Origin of the sequence: Devosia beringensis (assembly GCF_014926585.1) — a bacterium.
GTDB classification, from domain to species: domain Bacteria; phylum Pseudomonadota; class Alphaproteobacteria; order Rhizobiales; family Devosiaceae; genus Devosia; species Devosia beringensis.
In genome coordinates this window covers 1,353,929-1,369,196 of the sequence record NZ_CP045422.1, presented here as the reverse complement: position 1 = coordinate 1,369,196, position 15,268 = coordinate 1,353,929, and the positions used below count along the sequence as shown (strand labels likewise).

14 protein-coding genes are annotated in these 15,268 nt (G+C 64.7%); 13 read left to right on the top strand and 1 reads right to left on the bottom strand.

The window, feature by feature from the left end; all coding sequences use genetic code 11:
* Positions 1-31: 31 nt before the first annotated feature.
* The 6 genes from GDR53_RS06615 to GDR53_RS06590 all read left to right on the top strand — a co-directional run bounded on the left by GDR53_RS06615 (position 32) and on the right by GDR53_RS06590 (position 6,544).
* On the top strand, positions 32-1,537 hold the full coding sequence (locus tag GDR53_RS06615; protein ID WP_193337279.1) for a sulfatase: 1,506 nt from the start codon (positions 32-34) through the stop codon (positions 1,535-1,537).
* A gap of 10 nt (positions 1,538-1,547) precedes the next feature.
* Positions 1,548-2,552: an ABC transporter ATP-binding protein gene (locus GDR53_RS06610; RefSeq protein WP_193337278.1), complete on the top strand. Its 1,005-nt coding sequence runs from the start codon at positions 1,548-1,550 to the stop codon at positions 2,550-2,552.
* A 117-nt stretch (positions 2,553-2,669) separates the two neighbouring features.
* Positions 2,670-3,536, top strand: coding sequence for a formylglycine-generating enzyme family protein (locus GDR53_RS06605; protein ID WP_232846750.1), 867 nt, complete (start codon positions 2,670-2,672; stop codon positions 3,534-3,536).
* Positions 3,537-3,577: 41 nt separating this feature from the next.
* A complete protein-coding gene (locus tag GDR53_RS06600) occupies positions 3,578-5,509 on the top strand; it encodes a DUF5054 domain-containing protein (RefSeq protein WP_193337276.1) in 1,932 nt (643 codons plus the stop codon).
* Between the two features lie 124 nt (positions 5,510-5,633).
* Positions 5,634-5,951, top strand: a complete 318-nt coding sequence (locus GDR53_RS06595; protein WP_193337275.1) for a hypothetical protein — start codon at positions 5,634-5,636, stop codon at positions 5,949-5,951.
* A gap of 77 nt (positions 5,952-6,028) precedes the next feature.
* A complete protein-coding gene (locus tag GDR53_RS06590) occupies positions 6,029-6,544 on the top strand; it encodes a hypothetical protein (RefSeq protein ID WP_193337274.1) in 516 nt (171 codons plus the stop codon).
* A gap of 116 nt (positions 6,545-6,660) precedes the next feature.
* Here GDR53_RS06590 and gcvA read toward each other — a convergent pair whose 3' ends face one another.
* Positions 6,661-7,551 (bottom strand): transcriptional regulator GcvA, encoded by an 891-nt coding sequence (gene gcvA / locus GDR53_RS06585; RefSeq protein ID WP_193337273.1) that lies wholly within the window; start codon positions 7,549-7,551, stop codon positions 6,661-6,663.
* 150 nt (positions 7,552-7,701) lie between these two features.
* Here gcvA and GDR53_RS06580 point away from each other — a divergent pair, with 150 nt between their 5' ends.
* The 7 genes from GDR53_RS06580 to GDR53_RS06550 are packed head-to-tail and all read left to right on the top strand — an operon-like array spanning position 7,702 to position 15,142.
* A complete protein-coding gene (locus GDR53_RS06580; protein ID WP_232846749.1) occupies positions 7,702-8,097 on the top strand; it encodes a VOC family protein in 396 nt (131 codons plus the stop codon).
* A gap of 31 nt (positions 8,098-8,128) precedes the next feature.
* Entirely contained in the window at positions 8,129-9,328 is a 1,200-nt protein-coding gene (locus GDR53_RS06575; protein ID WP_193337271.1) for a hypothetical protein, read from the top strand.
* The gene (locus GDR53_RS06570; RefSeq protein WP_193337270.1) at positions 9,325-10,407 is read left to right on the top strand and encodes a ketopantoate reductase family protein; all 1,083 of its coding nucleotides are present in this window, start codon (positions 9,325-9,327) and stop codon (positions 10,405-10,407) included. The genes GDR53_RS06575 and GDR53_RS06570 overlap by 4 nt, the downstream gene beginning before the upstream one ends.
* A complete protein-coding gene (locus GDR53_RS06565; RefSeq protein WP_193337269.1) occupies positions 10,404-11,534 on the top strand; it encodes a Gfo/Idh/MocA family protein in 1,131 nt (376 codons plus the stop codon). Before GDR53_RS06570 ends, GDR53_RS06565 begins: the two co-directional genes overlap by 4 nt.
* Entirely contained in the window at positions 11,531-13,144 is a 1,614-nt protein-coding gene (locus GDR53_RS06560) for a DUF885 family protein (RefSeq protein WP_193337268.1), read from the top strand. Before GDR53_RS06565 ends, GDR53_RS06560 begins: the two co-directional genes overlap by 4 nt.
* Positions 13,144-14,166 carry an ABC transporter ATP-binding protein gene (locus tag GDR53_RS06555; RefSeq protein ID WP_193337267.1) on the top strand — a complete coding sequence of 341 codons (1,023 nt, stop codon included), beginning with the start codon at positions 13,144-13,146 and terminating at the stop codon, positions 14,164-14,166. The genes GDR53_RS06560 and GDR53_RS06555 overlap by 1 nt, the downstream gene beginning before the upstream one ends.
* A complete protein-coding gene (locus GDR53_RS06550) occupies positions 14,159-15,142 on the top strand; it encodes an ABC transporter ATP-binding protein (protein ID WP_193337266.1) in 984 nt (327 codons plus the stop codon). The genes GDR53_RS06555 and GDR53_RS06550 overlap by 8 nt, the downstream gene beginning before the upstream one ends.
* Positions 15,143-15,268: the final 126 nt, after the last annotated feature.

Genomic DNA, 15,268 nt, shown 5'->3' with positions numbered 1-15,268 from the left:
TGACCCTGATATTCGCACTGGCATCTTATTCATGAACATCATTCTCGTGCTCATCGACAGCGTCAACCGCAATGCCCTCTCGCCCTATGGCGGCACGGAATTTGCGACCCCCAACCTGCAGGCCTTCGTTGATCGCGGCGCCTGGCGCTTCGACAATCACTTCACCGGCAGCCTGCCCTGCATGCCCGCCCGAAGGGAAATTTTCTCCGGCACGATGAACCTGCAATGGCGCCCCTGGGGGCCGCTGGAGCCGTTTGATCTGCGCCTGCCCAAGCTGCTCGAACAGACCGGCTACTCGACCGCCATGGTGACCGATCACTACCATTACTGGGAAGAGTCCGCGAACGGCTATATCCAGGGTTTCCAGAGCGCCGAACTGGTGCGCGGCCATGAGCTCGACTTCTGGAAGCCGCTGCTGCCGCAGGCCGACCTGCCCCAGTGGGTACACAATATTGAAAAGTGGCGCCCCGGTTATGGCCATCGCTACTATTCCAACATCGCCCAGTTCAGGGACGAGACCGACTACTTTTCGGCCAAGGTGATGAACGGCGCCTGCGACTGGCTCAAGGCGCCCAAGCAGGACAATCCCTTCTTCCTGCAGGTCGAGTGCTTTGACGTGCACGAGCCCTTCGACGTGCCCGAACCCTATGCCTCGATGTATGGCAAGGGCGGCGATCGCGACAAGTATACGCTCTGGCCGCCCTATCAGGATGCGGCGCGCCAGGACGAATTCCTGTCGGGCAGCTCCAAGGAGGAACTCGCCTATATCCGCTCCCAGTATGGCGGCAAGATCACCATGACCGACCACTGGTTCGGCACCTTCATGCAGACCCTCGATGACCTGGCGCTCTGGGACGACACCATGGTCATCGTCACCACCGATCACGGCCATGATCTGGGCGAACGGCATGGCTTCGGCAAGCAGTTCCCGCATTTCGACAGCCATGCCAATATTCCGCTGCTGGTCTGGGACCCGCGCCACAAGGCCGATGGCCGCGCGGTAACCGAACTGACCAGCACGCTCGATATCTTCGGCACCGTGCTGGACGCCGCCGGCATCGCGCTGCCCCCCGGCACGCATTCGGGCTCGGTGCTGCCGTTGATGGCCAGTCCCGACAGCAAGGGGCGCGACGCCGTGCTGTATGGCATCTTCGGCAATGGCCTCTGCTGTACCGATGGCAGCTGGACGCTGATCCAGCCACCCGACCGCAGCAAGCCGGTCTATGCCTATTCCTCCATGGTGCCGACCACCATTGTCGCCCCCGACAAGCCGGTTGAGCAGGGTTACTTCATGCCCGGTGTCGACCTGCCGCAATGGAAGATCCCCTTCACCGTCGACAGCCCGGCCGACCGGCGCCCGCTCGACAGCGAGCCGCTGCTGTTCAACCGGGCCGTCGATCCCGGCCAGACCGACAATCTTGTGGTCAGCGCGCCCGAGCAGGCCCATCGCATGCGTTGCCTGATGCGCGACACGCTCGCCCACTATGGCGCGCCGGTGGAGCTGTTCGATCGTCTTGGCCTGGCGGCCCTATCCTGAGGAGACACACATGGCGTCGATCGAACTGAAAAATCTGCGAAAGTCCTTTGGCGCCGTCGAGGTCATCAAGGGCATCGACCTCGAGATCAAAAAGGGCGAGTTCATGGTCTTTGTCGGCCCCTCCGGTTGCGGCAAGTCCACGCTGCTGCGCCTGATCTCGGGGCTGGAGGATATTACCTCCGGCGACATGATCTTTGACGGCAGACGCGTCAATGCCCTGGCGCCCGCCAAACGGGGCATCGCCATGGTGTTCCAGTCCTATGCGCTTTATCCGCATATGAGCGTGTTCGACAACATGGCCTTCGGCCTGACGCTGGAACGGGGACACGACAAGCAGGACATCAGGCGGCGCGTGGAAAAGGCGGCCGACATGCTGCAGCTGCGGCCCTATCTCGACCGCCTGCCCAAGCAACTCTCCGGTGGCCAGCGCCAGCGCGTCGCCATCGGCCGGGCCATTACCCGCGATCCCAAGGTCTTCCTGTTTGACGAGCCACTGTCCAATCTCGATGCCGCGCTGCGCGTCGCCACCCGCATCGAGATTGCCCGGCTGCACGAGGAGATGGACGCCGTCACCATGGTCTATGTGACCCATGACCAGGTCGAGGCCATGACGCTGGCCGACCGCATCTGCGTGCTGCGCGATGGCCTTGTCGAACAGGTCGGCACGCCCATGGAGCTCTATGAAACGCCCGCGAGCCTTTTTGTCGCCGGCTTCATCGGCTCGCCCAAGATGAATTTCCTGACCGCGGAGCGGGCAGAGGCACACGGCTGCACGACGCTGGGCATTCGCGGCGAGCACCTGACGGTGACCCCCGACGGCATCTGGGAAGGCAAGGTCATCCACACCGAAAATCTCGGCGCCGATTCCTATGTCTATCTGGATATGGGCGAGGCCGAGCCGATCGTGGTGCGCATGGATGGCGCATCGGCCAGCAGGAGCGGCGCCATGCTCCGGGTGTCGCCACAGCCCGATCGTCTCTACCGTTTTGACGCGGCCGGCAAGCCGATCCACTGACCGCACACCAAAACCGCTGACACGCCCAAGAGAAAGGGGCCATCCATGACCTGCAATTGCTGCGCCCCCAGCCGGCAGGCGGCCCCAACCGCGCCGGCAGAACAGAGCAGCGGCGGCGTGCGCGGCGCACCGCAGGACGCCATCGCCCTGCGCGGTGGCAAGAGCCATGTCGGCACCAATGCGCCTGTGCTGCCGCTGGACGGGGAGGGCCCCGAGCGCGCCGTCACACTGGCCGATTTTGCGCTCGAAGCCACCACCGTGACCAATGCGCGCTTTGCCCAATTCGTCGCTGCCACCGGCTATGTCACCGAGGCCGAGCGCTTTGGCTGGTCAGCGGTCTTCTTCAACACACCCGACCGCCTGCGCAGCGCGCAGCTGGCGGGTTCGGCCCTGCCGTGGTGGCACCGGGTCGAAGGCGCCTGCTGGAACCAGCCCGAGGGCCCGGGTTCCGCCATTGCCGATCGCCTGGATCACCCCGTCGTGCAGGTGTCCTGGGCCGATGCAAATGCCTTTTCCGACTGGGTCGGCGGTCGCCTGCCCAGCGAGGCCGAATGGGAGCATGCCGCGCGCGGCGGCAGCCAGCGCCAGCGTTTCCCCTGGGGCGATGCCGAACCCACCGATGCGGCCATTTTCTGCAATATCTGGCAGGGCCAGTTCCCCCAGCACAACCTGGAGACCGACGGCTTCCTGCGCACCGCGCCGGCCCGCAGTTTCGCGCCCAATGCCCTGGGCTTTTACAACATGGCCGGCAATGTCTGGGAATGGACGCGCGACCCCTATCGCATCCGCTCCAATGCCCGGACGGCGAAAGCCCGCAATGAACAGGCGCTAGCCCATGCCGACAAGGTGCTCAAGGGCGGTTCCTTCCTGTGCCATGTCAGCTATTGCTACCGCTATCGCATCGCTGCCCGCATGGCCCTCAGTCCCGACAGCGCCACCAGCAATACCTGCTTCCGCATCGCTTATGATGGCGGCACCCGGTAACCCCGAACTCCGACCGGCCCCTGGCTGCCTGTGATCATCCCATGACCGACAAGACCATCCACCTCGTCTTCAAGACCCATCTCGATATAGGCTTCACCGACCACGCCGCCCGCGTGCGGCGGCAATATCATGACCAGTTCATTCCCCAGGCCATCGCCACAGGCGAGCACTTCTTCAACGAGAATCCCGACGAGCCGGCCTTTGTCTGGACTACCGGCGCCTGGCTGATCTGGGACCATCTCAATGCGGCCGACAGCGCCGGGGTCAGGCGGCTGGAGCGCGCCATCGAACGCGGCCTCATCGTCTGGCACGGCCTGCCGTTCACTACCCATACCGAGCTCATGACGCCGGCGCTGTTTCGCGCTGGCCTGTCCTACGCCCAGGAGCTTGACCAGCGCTTCGGGCGGCAGACCATCGCCGCCAAGATGACGGATGTCCCCGGCCACAGCCTGGGCATGGTGCCGCTCATGGCCGAGGCCGGGCTCAAATTCCTCCACCTGGGCGTGAACACGGCCAGCCCGGTGCCCGACGTGCCGCCGGTCTTTCGCTGGCAGGCGCCCGGCGGGGAGGAGATCGTCGTCATATATCAGGGCTCCTATGGCGCCACCGACTTTCCCGCCGGCGGCGATATCGGGCTCAGCTTTGCCCATACCAATGACAATATCGGCCCGCAAAGCGTCGGCCAGACCATCGAGGCGCGGCGCCATCTGGCCCATGAACATCCCGACGCCACCATCCGGGCCTCGACCTTGGATGCCTTTGGCGCTGCGATGTGGGCCCGCCGGGAAAGCTTTCCCGTCGTGGACCGCGAGATCGGCGACAGCTGGATCCATGGCGCCGCCAGCGATCCGCACAAGCTGGCCCGATTCCGCGCCCTGTCGCGACTCTATGACCGCTTCGTGCCCGACCTGACGCCGCAACGCCGCGCCTTTGGCCGGGGCCTGACCATGGTCGCCGAGCATACCTGGGGCGTCGACATCAAGACCTATCTGCGCGACGACACGGCCTGGGATCGCGACGATTTCGAGCGCGTCCGCGCCACCGATTATCGCTTCGCCTATGCCGAAGCGAGCTGGGCGGAACAGCGCGCCTATCTCGATGCGGCAGTCGAGGAACTCGACCCGGACGACAGGGCGGCCGCAGCGGCGGTGCTGGCCGAGACGGCCGTACCGGCCCGCGCCGAGGGCACTGCCGGTGCAACAATCAGCAGTAATGGCTGGTCTGCCGCGATCAACGCCGACACCGGCGACATCGCGAGCCTGACCGCCCCGGACGGCCGGACGCTGCTGGGTCACGACGGCAGTCTCTTGGGCTATCGGCATGAAAGCTATGATTGGGCCACACTGCAGACCCATCTCGATTCCTATCTGCAGCACCGCATCGAATGGGCCATTCTCGACCACGACAAGCCCGGCCTGGCGGATGCCAAAACGGCGCAATCAGCGGTGTTTGCGCCAGCGGCCAACGGCGTCGGCAGGGACGAGACCGCCGCTTTCGGCACCATGCCGGAGCAGGCGCACCAGTTGCTGGGGGCGCCGCCCGCCCATGAACTAATCCTGCGCGGTATCGACGCCAGCACGGTCGAAATCACCCTGGTCCTGCATGACAAGCCGGCCAACCGGATGCCGGAAGCCGGCTTCCTGCAGTTGACACCCGATCATGCCCAATACTGGGCCATCGAGAAGCTGGGGCTCTGGCACGCGCCGGGCGATATCGTCCGCCACGGCGGTGGCCAGTTGCAGGCCGGCACCACCCTGCGGTTTGCCACGCCGCAGGCGCGGGTCACCATGGACCTGCTCGACGCGGCGCTCATGGCGCCAGCCGGCGCTCCCTTCATGCCGTTCCAGCCGGAGCCACCCGATCTCTCGCAGGGTGTGCGCATTAACCTCTACAACAACAAATGGGGCACCAACTTCCCGATGTGGTGGCAGGGCTCCATCGCCTATCGCTTTGTCCTGCACCTGGTGTTCTGACCCAGCGCTGACGCGCCGCTCCCGCGCCGCTCCCGCGCCGATCTCTTGCCCCATTCCTGCGCTAAAGCCGGGCCGGGGCGCCGGCAAGACCGTGGCAGCCCGCTTTTCAGCTGAAGGAATTTCCATGCGTTTGTTCGTGACCAGTCTTTGCCTCCTCGTGGCAACCACCGCGGCCCAGGCCTCCTCCGATGATGCCTGGGCGGCCTTCAACAGCACGGTGACCGAGGCCTGTGCCGCGGCCAGCGGGCTTGATGACCCAAAGGTCTCGGCGCTGGTGGGCTTTGATGACAGCCTCAACAAGGTCGCTGCCCTGGTCAGCGGCATCTATTCGCAGCCCCATATGAACGGCGCCAGCGGCACCATGCTGTGCATTTTCGACAAGCAGACCGAGCAGACCTGGATCGATGAAGCGGCCGGCTGGACGGCGCCCGATACGGAGTAGCCGAGGGGCCCGCGCCTTTGCCGAATGCGGGCGGTTCATCGCCGCAACCCTTCCAACCCGTGACGAGTATCGAGCACATGCGCAGCATCATCGCCGCCCTCCTGCTGGCCTGCATCAGCTTCTTCCCGGCCGCCAGCCTGGCGCAGAGCCAGGAACCGAGCGCCTGGCAGGTCGAAAAGTGCGAGATCTACCGGCAGAGCTGGGACAAGGCGCTCGACTTTTTCGGCACCGACAATCTCAACTACGACTTCATCGCGCAGAACGAGAACTTCATCGCCAGCGCCTGCACCGCGCCGCCCGGCGTTTGCGCCCAGTCGAGCCAGGAGCTTGAGATCGCCAATGCCCTGACCATCGCCATGATGAATGCCGGTGCCGCCAGCACTTTCCTGCCGTTTCGATGCCGTGCAGACGGGCCGTCACCGGGCCCCGCCGCCAGCGGCGCCGCGCCCGACGCCGTGCTCTGCCACGCCCAGCTTGAACTGCTGCTGAATGGCAACAAGCTGACGGAAGAGGAAGCCGCGGTCTATGCGGCGCAATGCGCCTGCCTCGAGCAGCGTCAGCAGGCAGGGGCGCAGACGGACTGCGCCCAATAGGCGCCGGCCACGGCCCGCCAGATCGTCGCGCATTGCGACGTCCCGCAAGTCATCCCCGAGGGCGCCGCCAATCCCGACAGCATGCCCCGCCGCCTGGCTTCGAGGTGGGGTGACGTCTAGGCCAGCTGGCTCAGCAGCCAGCTGCGGAAGATCTTGACCCGCGGCAGTTCGCTCTTGGCGGCGGAGGTCACCAGATAATAGGCGCCGGGCCCGGCAATGCGGTCGTTGAACGGGGTCACCAGATTACCCGCCCTGATGTCGTCCTCGACGAGGAAACTGGGCAGAAGCGCCACGCCCAGGCCGGCAATGGCCGCCTGGATGATCATGAAGAAATGCTCCAGCGAGGGGCCCCATTGCTGGTCCTCGCGATGGGCGCCGACGGAGCGGAACCAGTGCTCCCAGCTATTGGGTCGCGTCGAATGGCGGATCAGCCGGTGATAGCGCAGCGAGTCATAATCGGTGATCGGATGCTCGCCTTCCATCAGGCTGGGGCAGCAGACCACGATGATCTCCTCGCCCATCAGCGGATCGACAATGGCGTCCGGCCAGTTGCCATGGCCGAAGCGGATGGCGACATCGATGCGCTCCTTGGTGAAATCGAGCTCGCCATCGCTCGAAATGATGTTGAGCGCGATTTCCGGATGCGCTTGCTGGAAAGAGGGCAGGCGGGGCAGCAGCCAGCGCGTGCCAAAGGTGGGCAGCATGCCGATCGACAGCGTGCCCTTGCCCTCCTTGGATGAGATCAACTCAACCGTTCCCGCCTCGATCAGATCGAGCGATTCGCGCACCAGGGCATTGTAGAAGCGCCCCTGGTCGGTCAGCTCGATACGCCGGCTCTGCCGGGTAAACAGCGGCACCTGCAGGTATTCTTCAAGGCTGCGCACCAGCCGGCTGGCCGCGCTCTGCGTCACGTTCAGCTCCTCGGCGGCCCGGGTAAAGCTGTTATAGCGCGCCACGGCCTCGAAAGTGCGGATGGCGTTGAGCGATGGAAGCAGGCGTCCGCGCATACGAGCATTCTTTCAAGTCATGGAAGCGCAATCTTTATGCGGCTTGCGAGCGTTCGCCAAGAGGATAGCTTTTTGGCCAGCAACCGCGCCCCGTCGCGGTCCGTTTCCCGTTGGCTTCGCAAAAGGGCCCCCCGCATGATCCCGTTCCATATGGCATTCGCAATCGACGACAAGGAAGCGGCCCGTCATTTTTACGGTGAAGTCATCGGCTGCAAGGTGGGTCGCGAGGCCGAAAACTGGATCGATTTCGATTTCTTCGGTCATCAGATTTCCGCCCATCTCAACACTGACCCCAAGTCGACCGCCACCTCCAAGGTTGGCAATGACATGGTGCCGCTGCACCACTTCGGCGCCGTGCTGCCCTGGGACACCTGGAACGCCCTGATCGAGCGGCTGCGGGCCGCCAAGTGGCCGTTTGTCATGGAGCCCAAGATCCGCTTTGCCGGCGAGCCGGGCGAGCAGGGCACCTTTTTCCTCAAGGATCCGGCCGGCAACGCGATGGAGTTCAAATCCTTCAAGACCCCGGACGGCCTGTTCGAGCACTGATCCCTTCCCCGTTGCCATTGTCGAGGCTGTTATGAATTCGTTTGAAATCGGCAAGCAACTGACTGCCGTCACCCTGGGCATTGACGCCATGGCGCGCCGCCAGCCGGCCGAGGGCAGCCTGCTCGGCGGCGAGGGCCTCGTGCCCATTTTTCTGGGCGCTGGCATGGTCGAACCAGCCCGCTATGCCGATGCCGAAGCGATCAAGGCCGATCTGGCCCGCCTCGCGACCGCGACCGACGCGCTGCCAGCCGGGCCACGCCGGGTATTCCTTGAAGGCATGCTCAAATCGCTGCGCGTCGCCGTCAAGATGCTCAGCGGCGCCAGCCCCTCCTTTGAGGAGAAGGTCACCGACCTCGTCGGTGCCCCGGCCGGCCGCGAAGATGCGGCGCTGATCGAGGATGCCCGGGCCCGGGTCGATGCGCTGCTGGCCAAGTCCGGCTTCGTCAATGGCTCGCTGGGCGAACGCGTCACCGCCTGGGAAGAGGCGCGTGCCGTGCCGACCGAGAGAATCGAAACGGTGTTCCGCGAGCTGATGGCCGATGCCAAGGCGCGCACCGACAAGCTGATCTTTGATACCGGCGACTACGACATGGTGCTCAATCCGGTGCGCGGCATGTTCTACACCGCCCGCTGCTCCTTCGAGCAGGGCAAGATGGATCTCAATTATGATCTGAGCTTTACCCGCGCCGCGCTCAAGCATCTGGTCTGCCACGAGGTCTATCCCGGCCACTCCACACAATTGCTCTCCACCAAGCAGGCAGTCGATGACGGCCGCGCGCCGGCCGATGCCCTGTTGATCACCACGGACGCCATTACCGGCTGCGTGCAGGAGGGCATTGGCGACCAGGGCGCCCATCTGATCGATTTCATCGAGGACGATGACGATCAGATCCATGTCGAACTGCGCCGGGTGCGCTCGGCGGCCCAGACCAGCGCGGCCTGGATGCTGATGGTCGAGGGCGTGCCGCGCGAAGACGTGGCCAATTATCTGCGCGACACCGCCATGGGCCAGGAGGCCTGGGTGCAGGGTCGCCTGCGCATGGCCGCCCATCCCTTCCGCGGGCCGTTCATCTCCTCCTACTGGGCCGGCAATGAAAGCGTCCGCCGCGTGCGCGAGCGCGTCACCAAGGACCAGTGGCCCAGCTTCCTCGATGCGCTCTACAGCAATGCCAACAGCCCGCAGAGCCTTGAAATGTTTCCGCAAACCGTCAGTGAGAAGGCCCCCGCATGAAGTTCACCATCATCGGGTCGGGCGCCATTGGCGGCCTGGCCGGCGCCTATATGACCAAGGCCGGCCATGACGTGACCCTGGTCGATCGCTGGGCCGAACATGTCGACGCGCTCAACGCAAACGGCATGACCATCGATGGCGTGCGCGGCGACCTCAATGTCAAGGTCAAGGCAGCAATGCCGGACCAGCTTGCGGGTGATCTCGGCGTCGTGCTGATCGCCACCAAGAGCCAGCACACAATCGAAGCGCTCAAGCAGATCATTCCGCTGCTGACGGCAGACAGCGTCGTCGTGTCCTATCAGAACGGCTTCAACGAGCCCGATATGGTCAAGACCCTCAACGAAGCCGGCCTGCCGGGCGACCGCATCATCATGGGCTCGATCCCCAATTATGGCGGCGCCCTGGTCGATCCGGGCTATATCGAATTCGTGCATGAAGGCCCGATCCAGCTCGGCGAACTCAGCGGCGAGATGACGCCGCGGCTCAAGGAGATCGGCGACGCCCTCTCGGCGCTGACCGAAGTGCAGTATTCCGATCGCATCTGGGGCCAGATCTGGGCCAAGGAAGTCTATTCCGCCCAGGTGGTGTTCTCGGCTCTGGCCGATGCCAAGATCCGCGACACGCTGGGCGTAGAGAAATATGCGCGCACCGCCGGCGCCGTGGTCAAGGAAGCCCTCGAGATCGCCGACGCCAATGGCATCGACATCCAGGCTTTCGACTTTTTCGATCCGGCCAATTATCGCGTCAAGACGGCCGACGACACCAAGAAACTGCTGGCCAATATCGACCACGCCATCTGGCTGCTCAAGAAGGACCAGGACAACAAGCCGACCCACAACTTCAAGAAGAAGGGCTCCGGCATCTGGTGGGACATCGTCTACCGCAAGCGGGCCTCCGAGACGCGCGCCTTTGCCGGCAAGCTGATCGAATTCGGCAAGCAGGCGGGGGCCGATACGCGGCTCAACGAGAAGATGGTCTCCATGATCTACGAGATCGAGGACGGCAAGCGCGCGCTCGGCTTCCACAATTTTGATGAACTGGCAGCCTATGCCGCCGAAATCGGAAAGACCCTGCCATGAGTGCTTCGACCACCCAGAGCAAACTCGGCGTCGGCCTGATCGGCGCCCATACCTGGGCCGACAAGGCCCATCTCCCCGGCTACAAGGCCCATGAACGCGTCGAGCTGATGGCGATCTGCGACCTCGATCCCGACCGCGCCAAGGCCATGGGCGAGAAATACGGGGTCAAAAAGGTCTATACCGACCCCGAAAAGCTGATCGCCGACCCCGACGTGCAGATGGTCGATGTCTGCACGCCCACCCATACCCACCTGCCGCTGAGCCTGCTGGCCATCGCGGCGGGCAAGCATGTGCTGAGCGAAAAGCCGCTCCATACTGAAGCCGCGCCGGCCTTCGATGCCGCCGCCCGGGCCGATGCCATGGGCGTGCGCACCAAGCTGGGCTTCACCTTCCGCTATTCGCCGGCCATTCGCCAGATCAAGAAATGGATCGATGACGGCACGCTGGGCGAGGTGTTCCATATCCATGGCTTCGAGCAGAACAGCCAGTGGCTCGATCCGCAGGAGCCCTTGCGCCAGATCACGCCGGGCGTCGATCGCAACAGCCTGATCCCCGCCTCCATTGTTGGCTATGGCAGCCACCTGATCGACCTGATGCGCTGGCTGGGCGGTGACTTCGGCTCGGTTGCCTCGACCATGAAGAACTTCATCCCCGAGCGCATCGTGCGCGGCGAAGTCGGCCTGCAAAAGATCAAGGTCGAAGACGGGGCCGTGGCCCTGGTCGAGTATCAGAGCGGCGCGCAGGGGCTCCTGCAGACGTCCTATGTCGCGGTCGGCAATTATCCCGGCGTCGAAATCCGCGTCTATGGCTCCAAGGGAGCTGCGGTCGCACGGCTGATCTCGGAATTCGGCACGGCGGAAACGCTCAAGATCGCCAAGGCCGAGGCCGTCGAGTTCATTCCCTATGAGGTCGGGGCCGATGCCCTGCCACCCGGCACCACGCTCAACACCCCCTGGCCCGAGCTCTATTACCGCAACCTGGTGCGCCATTTCGTTGACGAAATCCTCGAGGACCGGCCGCAGGAATGCACCTTCTACGACGGCGCCAAGAGCCAGGAAATCGTCGATGCGATCATCCAGGCGCATTTCGAACGGCGCTGGGTCGACCTGCCGGGCATCCGCGCATGACGGTCTATGATTCTGGAATTGTTGAGGAATTTCTGAGTCACTACTGGCGCTTCCATCCGGTCGACGCCACCTTCATGGGTTCCAAGCAGTTTGACGCCATGCTGCCACCGGCCGGCGCCGATACGCTGGCGCAAGAGCTGGCCGGCATTTCCCGGCTGCAGGCGCGGCTGGTCGATAGCGACGAGCCGGCCAGCTTGGGTGATCGGCTCGATCGCCGCCTGATGCTGGCCGAACTGGGCATGCAGAAGACGGCAGCGCAGACGCGGCCGCGCCTGCACAACCCCGCCTGGTATTCGGGCGAGGCGGCGTTTTCGATCATTTCGCTGCTGCTGCCGCAATCCATGCCGGTGCGGCATGACGGGCTGATCGCGCGGCTCGATGGCATGGCAGCGTTTTTGGGCGACGCCGTCGCGCGTCTGAACGACGTGGCTGTGCCCAAGGGCTGGGCGACGCGCGCGCAGAAGGAAGCTGTGGCCATGGCCGGCTTCCTGCGCACCGATATCGGCCTGCATGAGGAATTCGTCGATGACTGGGCCGGGCCTGCCCGCCGGGCGGCCAATGCCTTTGACACCTTTGCCGCCGCGCTCGACGATCTGCCCGATGCGGATCCGGCCTGTGGCGAGGCCTATCTGACGCAATTGATGGCCCAGATCCATGGCCTGCCCATGAGCCCGCGCGAAGCGGTGGCCCAGGCCGAGGCCGCCTATGCCCGCATGGGCGACGAGCTGGTGGCGATGGCCGAGGCGATCGATCCGGACAAGAGCTGGACCCAGATCATCGCCGAGCTTGCCGACACCCACCCCGCCGATCCGGAAGCCGCCTTCGACTCCTATCTCGACTGGGATGTGCAGGCGGTGGCCCAGGGCGCAGCGCTGGTCACCCCGGCACAGGAATATGACCTGGACTATCGCTGGATGGCCCCCTGCTTTCGCAAGATCAGCCAGCCGCTCTACTTCCTGTTCTACCGCTCGCCGCCGGCGCTCAATGCCGGGGCCGGCAGCGTCTACTGGGTCACGCCGCCCGGCGACGATGACGCCGCCTTTCTGCGCGCCAACAATACCGCCACGGTCAAGACCATCCATTCGGTGCATCACGGCAGCATCGGCCACCACACGCAGAATACCCGCGCCCGGGCGGCCCAGTCGCGGCTGGCCCGGCTGGCCGGCACCGACTGCGCCCTGGGCCTGGCCTTTTTGGGCGCCGGCACGCTGATCGAAGGCTGGGCCTGCTATGTCGAGGATCTGCTGATGGAAGCGCCCGGGTTCTACACCCCGGCCGAGATCCTGCTGCTCAAGCAATATGAGCGGCGCAATGCGGCCAGCGTACTGGTGGATATCAAACTGCATCTGGGCGACTGGAGCTTGGAGCAGGCGATGGATTTCTATCGCGAGGCCGGTTTTGCCCCGGCGCGCGTCGAGGGCGAAGTGGTGCGCAATTCCATGCTGCCGGGCTCGCGGCTGATGTATTGGCTCGGCGTCGAGGGCATCAAGGCGCTGCGTCAACGCTGGAAGGGCGATACGCGCAGCTTCCACGATGCCCTGCTCAGCTATGGCCACGTGTCGCTGGCCTGGATCGGCGATGAGATGGCGCGCGCGGGGCAGTTGACCTGATGGCGGCCCTTTCCGCGCCGCTGCTCGACATCCGCGATCTGGTCACCGAGTTCCGCACCGAAAGCGGTGTGGTCCGTGCCGTAAAGGGTGTGGACCTCACCGTCGAGGCCGGCCAGACCGTCGCCGTGGTGGGCGAGAGCGGCTCAGGCAAATCGGTCACCAGCCTTTCGGTCATGCGGCTGATCCCCAAGGCCATTGGCGGCATAACCGGCGGGGCGGTGCTATTCCGCGGCCGCGACGGCCAGGTGCGCGATCTGGTGCATGAGCCCGAAACGGCCATGCGCAAGGTGCGCGGCAATGAAATTGCCATGATCTTCCAGGAGCCGATGACTAGCCTCAACCCGACCCAGAAGGTCGGGGCGCAGATCGCCGAAGTGGCGCTGCTGCATCAGGGCTTGTCGCACAAGCAGGCCTGGCAGCGCGCGGTGGACATGCTGGCTCTGGTGGAAATCCCCGAGCCGGCGCGTCGCGCCGAGATCTATCCGCACCAGATGAGCGGCGGCATGCGCCAGCGCGTCATGATCGCCATGGCGCTGGCCTGCAATCCGGCGCTGCTGATCGCCGACGAGCCGACCACCGCGCTCGACGTCACCGTGCAACTGCAGATCCTTGAGCTGATGCGCAAGCTGCAGCGCGAAATCGGCATGGGGATATTGTTCATCACCCATAATCTGGGCGTTGTCGCCGAGATCGCCGACAAGGTCGCCGTGATGTATGGCGGCCGCATCGTCGAGACGGCGACGGTTGAAGACCTGTTCGACCGCCCCAGCCACCCCTATACGCGCGGCCTGCTCGCCAGCATGCCCAAGGTCGATCGCGCGGCCCGCGCCGCCGGGACTGTGGCAAGGCTGCAGGCCATTCCGGGCAGCGTGGTGGATCCGCGCCACCCGCCAGCAGGTTGCGACTTCAACCCGCGCTGCGCCTGGGCCATCGACGCCTGCCGCGCCGCCGTGCCGCCCATGATCGATATCGGCGCGGGCCATGGCACCCGCTGCATCCGCTGGAGTGAACTCGATGGCTGAGCCGCTCCTCAATGTCACCGACCTCAAGGTGCATTTCCCGATCGGCAAGACGCTGTTCAAGCCGGGTGTCACCATCAAGGCCGTCGATGGCGTCTCCTTCGAGGTAGGCCGTGGCGAAGTGCTGGGCCTGGTCGGGGAGTCCGGCTCTGGCAAGACCACGCTGGGTCGCGCCGTGCTGCGGCTGGTCCAGCCAACCCATGGCTCGGTGCAGTTTGACGGCACCGAACTTGTCGGCCTGGCCGCGCCGCAGCTCAAGGCGCTGCGCAGCCAGATGCAAATCATCTTCCAGGACCCCTATGCCAGCCTCAACCCGCGCATGAGCGTCGGCCAGATCGTCGGCGAGGCCCTGCTGCTGCACCATATCGGCAACCGTGCGGACCGCGCCGATCGTGTCGGCGACCTGCTGGAAAAGGTCGGGCTGCCGCGCTCGGCCGCTGCGCGCTTCCCGCATGAGTTTTCCGGGGGGCAAAGACAGCGCATCGGTATCGCTCGCGCGCTGGCCGTCAATCCGCAATTCGTCGTTGCCGACGAACCGGTTTCCGCGCTCGACGTGTCGATCCAGGCCCAGATCATCAACCTGCTGCAGGATCTGCGGCAGGAACTGGGTCTGTCGCTGCTGTTCATCGGCCATGATCTCTCGGTCATCGAATTTCTCTGCGACCGCGTCGTGGTAATGTATCTGGGCAAGATCATGGAGACCGCGACAGCAGCCGATCTCTATGCCAATCCGCGCCATCCCTATACCCGCGCTTTGCTCGACGCGGCGCCGGTGCCCGATCCGCGGGCGCGCCGGCAGCGCATCACGCTCAAGGGCGATCTGCCCAGCCCGATCAACCCGCCCTCGGGCTGCGTCTTCCGCACCCGTTGCCCCTTCGCCATCGCGGCCTGCGCCGAGGTGATCCCGCCGCTCGAAACGGTCGGAAATCGCCATCAGGTGGCCTGCATCCGTGCAGCGGAGCTTAACTTGAGCGAATAGATCAGCAACTACTTCCGGCCTGCGAAAACCTATCTGTAGCCGTCCATCAGGCCCGCAATTGCTGAGAAAATCAGCAGTTGCGGGCATTTTTTAGGCAATTGTCGAATTTGCCCTTCACATGAGTTG

What these genes read in the sequence shown, in the direction of transcription:
- GDR53_RS06615 (WP_193337279.1), top strand. Translation starts at nt 32, where the DNA reads ATGAACATCATTCTCGTGCTCATCGACAGCGTCAACCGCAATGCCCTC.
- GDR53_RS06610 (WP_193337278.1), top strand. Translation starts at nt 1,548, where the DNA reads ATGGCGTCGATCGAACTGAAAAATCTGCGAAAGTCCTTTGGCGCCGTC.
- GDR53_RS06600 (WP_193337276.1), top strand. Translation starts at nt 3,578, where the DNA reads ATGACCGACAAGACCATCCACCTCGTCTTCAAGACCCATCTCGATATA.
- GDR53_RS06595 (WP_193337275.1), top strand. Translation starts at nt 5,634, where the DNA reads ATGCGTTTGTTCGTGACCAGTCTTTGCCTCCTCGTGGCAACCACCGCG.
- GDR53_RS06590 (WP_193337274.1), top strand. Translation starts at nt 6,029, where the DNA reads ATGCGCAGCATCATCGCCGCCCTCCTGCTGGCCTGCATCAGCTTCTTC.
- gcvA (WP_193337273.1), bottom strand. Translation starts at nt 7,551, where the DNA reads ATGCGCGGACGCCTGCTTCCATCGCTCAACGCCATCCGCACTTTCGAG.
- GDR53_RS06580 (WP_232846749.1), top strand. Translation starts at nt 7,702, where the DNA reads ATGGCATTCGCAATCGACGACAAGGAAGCGGCCCGTCATTTTTACGGT.
- GDR53_RS06575 (WP_193337271.1), top strand. Translation starts at nt 8,129, where the DNA reads ATGAATTCGTTTGAAATCGGCAAGCAACTGACTGCCGTCACCCTGGGC.
- GDR53_RS06570 (WP_193337270.1), top strand. Translation starts at nt 9,325, where the DNA reads ATGAAGTTCACCATCATCGGGTCGGGCGCCATTGGCGGCCTGGCCGGC.
- GDR53_RS06565 (WP_193337269.1), top strand. Translation starts at nt 10,404, where the DNA reads ATGAGTGCTTCGACCACCCAGAGCAAACTCGGCGTCGGCCTGATCGGC.
- GDR53_RS06560 (WP_193337268.1), top strand. Translation starts at nt 11,531, where the DNA reads ATGACGGTCTATGATTCTGGAATTGTTGAGGAATTTCTGAGTCACTAC.
- GDR53_RS06555 (WP_193337267.1), top strand. Translation starts at nt 13,144, where the DNA reads ATGGCGGCCCTTTCCGCGCCGCTGCTCGACATCCGCGATCTGGTCACC.
- GDR53_RS06550 (WP_193337266.1), top strand. Translation starts at nt 14,159, where the DNA reads ATGGCTGAGCCGCTCCTCAATGTCACCGACCTCAAGGTGCATTTCCCG.